Source organism: Paracoccus endophyticus (genome assembly GCF_003286075.1).
GTDB classification, from domain to species: Bacteria; Pseudomonadota; Alphaproteobacteria; order Rhodobacterales; family Rhodobacteraceae; genus Paracoccus; species Paracoccus endophyticus.
The window spans coordinates 1-3,183 of sequence record NZ_QLUV01000038.1; the positions used below are offsets into that span (position 1 = coordinate 1).

The 3,183-nt window shown below is 63.1% G+C and carries 4 protein-coding genes and 1 pseudogene; 3 read left to right on the forward strand and 2 right to left on the reverse strand.

Features of this window, described 5'->3' with window-relative positions; genetic code table 11:
- The first annotated feature begins 132 nt into the window (after window positions 1–132).
- Window positions 133–315 carry a hypothetical protein gene (locus DPQ23_RS15090; RefSeq protein ID WP_112875581.1) on the forward strand — a complete coding sequence of 61 codons (183 nt, stop codon included), beginning with the start codon at window positions 133–135 and terminating at the stop codon, window positions 313–315.
- A 241-nt stretch (window positions 316–556) separates the two neighbouring features.
- Window positions 557–1,036 (forward strand): annotated as a pseudogene (locus DPQ23_RS15095) (efflux RND transporter permease subunit); the annotation flags it as partial.
- A gap of 66 nt (window positions 1,037–1,102) precedes the next feature.
- Here DPQ23_RS15095 and DPQ23_RS16220 read toward each other — a convergent pair.
- On the reverse strand, window positions 1,103–1,507 hold the full coding sequence (locus DPQ23_RS16220; protein ID WP_240602848.1) for a polyphosphate kinase 2 family protein: 405 nt from the start codon (window positions 1,505–1,507) through the stop codon (window positions 1,103–1,105).
- Window positions 1,504–1,905, reverse strand: coding sequence for a Cu(I)-responsive transcriptional regulator (gene cueR / locus DPQ23_RS15105; protein WP_112875582.1), 402 nt, complete (start codon window positions 1,903–1,905; stop codon window positions 1,504–1,506). The genes DPQ23_RS16220 and cueR overlap by 4 nt, the downstream gene beginning before the upstream one ends.
- 157 nt (window positions 1,906–2,062) lie before the next feature.
- Here cueR and DPQ23_RS15110 point away from each other — a divergent pair.
- Window positions 2,063–3,183 (forward strand): YHS domain-containing protein (locus DPQ23_RS15110; protein ID WP_162630799.1); only part of this gene is annotated, 1,121 nt, incomplete at its 3' end.

Genomic DNA, 3,183 nt, shown 5'->3' on the forward strand with positions numbered 1-3,183 from the left:
CCCTATTGCTTCACCTGATTGCGGCGAGGATTTGGCCCGAAAGAACCCTGCACAGGGAAGTATTAGCCGCCTGACACGGTTGTTCAGAGCCGACTCCTTAGCCGCGTCAGCGCCGACTATCTGGACGCGCTCATGCTGGACCTCACCGGCACCGACCCGCAGGGCTCCGGCTTCAAGGCCTTCAAGGCGCAGAAGAAGGCCGCCAAGGCCCTGTCGCTCGAAAAGCTGTTCAGCGATGCCGACTATCAGGCCGCGTGGCAGATCGATGCCGAGAAGAAGGCCAAGATCGACGCTTGGGTGCCGGACTGCTTCTGAGAGTGATGCCGGGGGCGGCGCTGCCACACCGCCCCCGGCGAGACCCCCACACCGGAGTATGAGGCTGCACCATGCCAGACTTCACCGCACACCGTCATCCCGTCTTGACCGTCCGTTGCCCGGACTGCACGTCGCATCGGGCAACCCCCTTCAGAGTTATCCGGTCACTCGGATGCCAGGCGACCTGACGCTTCAAGCGGCGATTTGCTCCTGATATAGGACGTTGTCCGTGAGAATCCGGGTGATCCTCGCCGCGCAATATAGCAGTTGGACGCTGCCGCTCGCTGTCCTTTTGATCGTGCCGATGTGTGTGCTGAGCGCAATCGCCGGTGTCTCGCTGACCGGCGGCGACAACAACGTCTTCGTCCAGATCGGCCTCATCGTCCTTGTCGGCCTTGCGGCCAAGAACGCGATCCTGATCGTCGAGTTCGCACGAACACAGGAGGAGGCCGGCGCGTCACCGCTTGACGCGGTGGTGGAAGCCTGCCGGCTGCGGCTGCGGCCGATCCTCATGACTTCCATTGCCTTTATTGCCGGTGTGGTTCCGCTGGCGCTCGCCTATGGCGCTGGTGCGGAGATGCGCTCGGCGATGGGTATGGCGGTGTTCTTCGGCATGCTCGGCGTCACGCTGTTCGGCCTGTTCCTGACGCCCGTCTTCTATGTCGTCGTGCGACGGATGGCTCTGCGGCGAAGGTCCGCAAAGCGGGAGGTTGGAGGATGAACCGCCACCTTGCCACCGCCACGCTGTCGTCGTTGTTCCTTATTGGTGCGCCACAGTTGGCCCGGACTACGTGCGACCAGCGACCGCGGGTCCCGACACGTTCAGCGAAATACCGGCAGGGACAAACACGGGTGCGATTGAGGAGCAATGGTGGGCGAGCTTGGCTCTGATGATGGGTTGGGTAGCCCCTCCTGACGGCACTTGTGCCACTGTGGTCTGGACAGGAGACAGCAGCTCGCGATCTTGTAGTTGCCGGTCGCGGTCGGACGGCTTGCCGAGCGCGACAACCCGAGTGTCGCGCGGACTGAGATGCTCGGTGATGCGCTTTATGACACCGTCCTTGCCAGCTGCATCGCGACCCTCGAAGAGGATCAGTATTCGGAGATCGTTCTTGATAACGTGCCGCTGCAGCTTCACGAGTTCGACCTGGAGGTCGCGCAGAGTATCCTTGTAGCCTTTTGCCCCGCTCATGACGGAACAGCGTCGGGCTGGGCCAGATCATCCAGGATGGGGCAGTCGGGCCGGTCATCGCCATGGCATTTCTCGACGAGGTAGCTCAACGTGCTGCGCATCGCCTCCAGTTCGGCGAGCTTGCGGTCGATCCGGGCGAGATGCTCATGTGCAACCAGTTTCACGTCTGCGCTCGCGCGCCCGCGGTCCTCGTAGAGAGCAAGCAGCGCCCTGCAGTCCTCGATGGTGAAGCCGAGTGATCGGGACCGCGCCAGAAACGCCAGCTTGTGGAGCTCGGCAGAATTGAACGCGCGGTAGCCGTTGCCGTCCCGTTTCGGACGAACAAGGCCGATGTCCTCGTAGTAGCGGATTGTCTTCGCAGGAAGGCCGGTCTGGCTCGCGACATCACCGATGTTCATCGCACCCTCTCCTTTGATGATCAGGCAAGACTTTAGATAAGGGTTCCACCAGCTGGAAGGTCAAGAGGACCCGGAACACCAAGAAGGAGAACCAGAGCTTGACCTTCCAGCAGATGGAAGGTCCATAAAAGGTGCTGATTGATTCGGGAGTTGCCACATGGATGCGTCCGCCGCGACAAGAGAGACGATGCTGGTGAGGGATCCGGTCTGTGGCATGACTGTCGACCCAGCCGGCGGCAAGCCGCGCCATGAATACGACGGCCGTACCTACCATTTCTGCTCGGAAGGTTGCCGGGCGAAGTTTATTGCGAACCCCGAGGCGTATATCGCAGCGACCGATCCGGTCTGCGGGATGGAGGTCGACCGCTCGTCCGCGAAGCACACGGCCTCTCACGCAGGCGAGACGCACTACTTTTGCTCTGACCGGTGCAAGAGCAAGTTCGAGGCCGCACCGCAGGACTATCTCGACGCCAAGCCCGCTCCGAAGCCGATGCCGGTCGGGACGATCTACACCTGTCCGATGCACCCGCAGATCGAGCAGGTCGGCCCAGGATCGTGCCCGATCTGCGGCATGGCGCTGGAGCCGAAGGGCGTGCCCGCAGCTGACGAGGGTCCCAATCCCGAGCTTGTCGACTTCACCCGCCGCTTCTGGGTGGGTACCACGCTGACCCTTCCGCTGCTGGTCATGACCATGGGGCCGCTGATCGGATTTGGTGGCGTGCGCGACATCTTCGGCGAGCGCGCCACGCTGTGGGTCGAGATGATCCTCGGCACGCCCGTGGTGCTGTGGTGCGGCTGGCCCTTCCTGGTACGGGGCTGGAACTCGTTCCGCACCGGCAATCTGAACATGTTCAGCCTGATCTCCATGGGGGTGATTGCCGCCTGGATCTTCAGCGTCGTGGCGGTGCTGGCGCCGCAGATCTTCCCTGACGGCTTCCGGGATGCCGAGGGCCATGTCGGGGTCTATTTCGAAGCGGCGGCAGTCATCGTCACGCTGGTCCTGCTAGGTCAGGTGATGGAACTGCGCGCCCGCGAGGGTACGGGTCGCGCAATCCGGGCCCTGCTGGACATGGCGGCAAAGACCGCGCGGGTGATCAGGCCGGACGGCAGCGAGGAAGAGATCCCGCTCGAGCAGGTGCAGGTGGGTGACCGGCTGCGCGTGCGGCCTGGCGACAAGGTTCCAGTGGACGGCGTGGTTGTCGATGGCCGCTCGTCCGTGGACGAAAGCATGATCTCGGGCGAGCCGGTTCCGGTGGAGAAGGTGTCCGGCGATCCGGT

What these genes read in the sequence shown, in the direction of transcription:
- DPQ23_RS16220 (WP_240602848.1), bottom strand. Translation starts at nt 1,507, where the DNA reads ATGAGCGGGGCAAAAGGCTACAAGGATACTCTGCGCGACCTCCAGGTC.
- DPQ23_RS15090 (WP_112875581.1), top strand. Translation starts at nt 133, where the DNA reads ATGCTGGACCTCACCGGCACCGACCCGCAGGGCTCCGGCTTCAAGGCC.
- cueR (WP_112875582.1), bottom strand. Translation starts at nt 1,905, where the DNA reads ATGAACATCGGTGATGTCGCGAGCCAGACCGGCCTTCCTGCGAAGACA.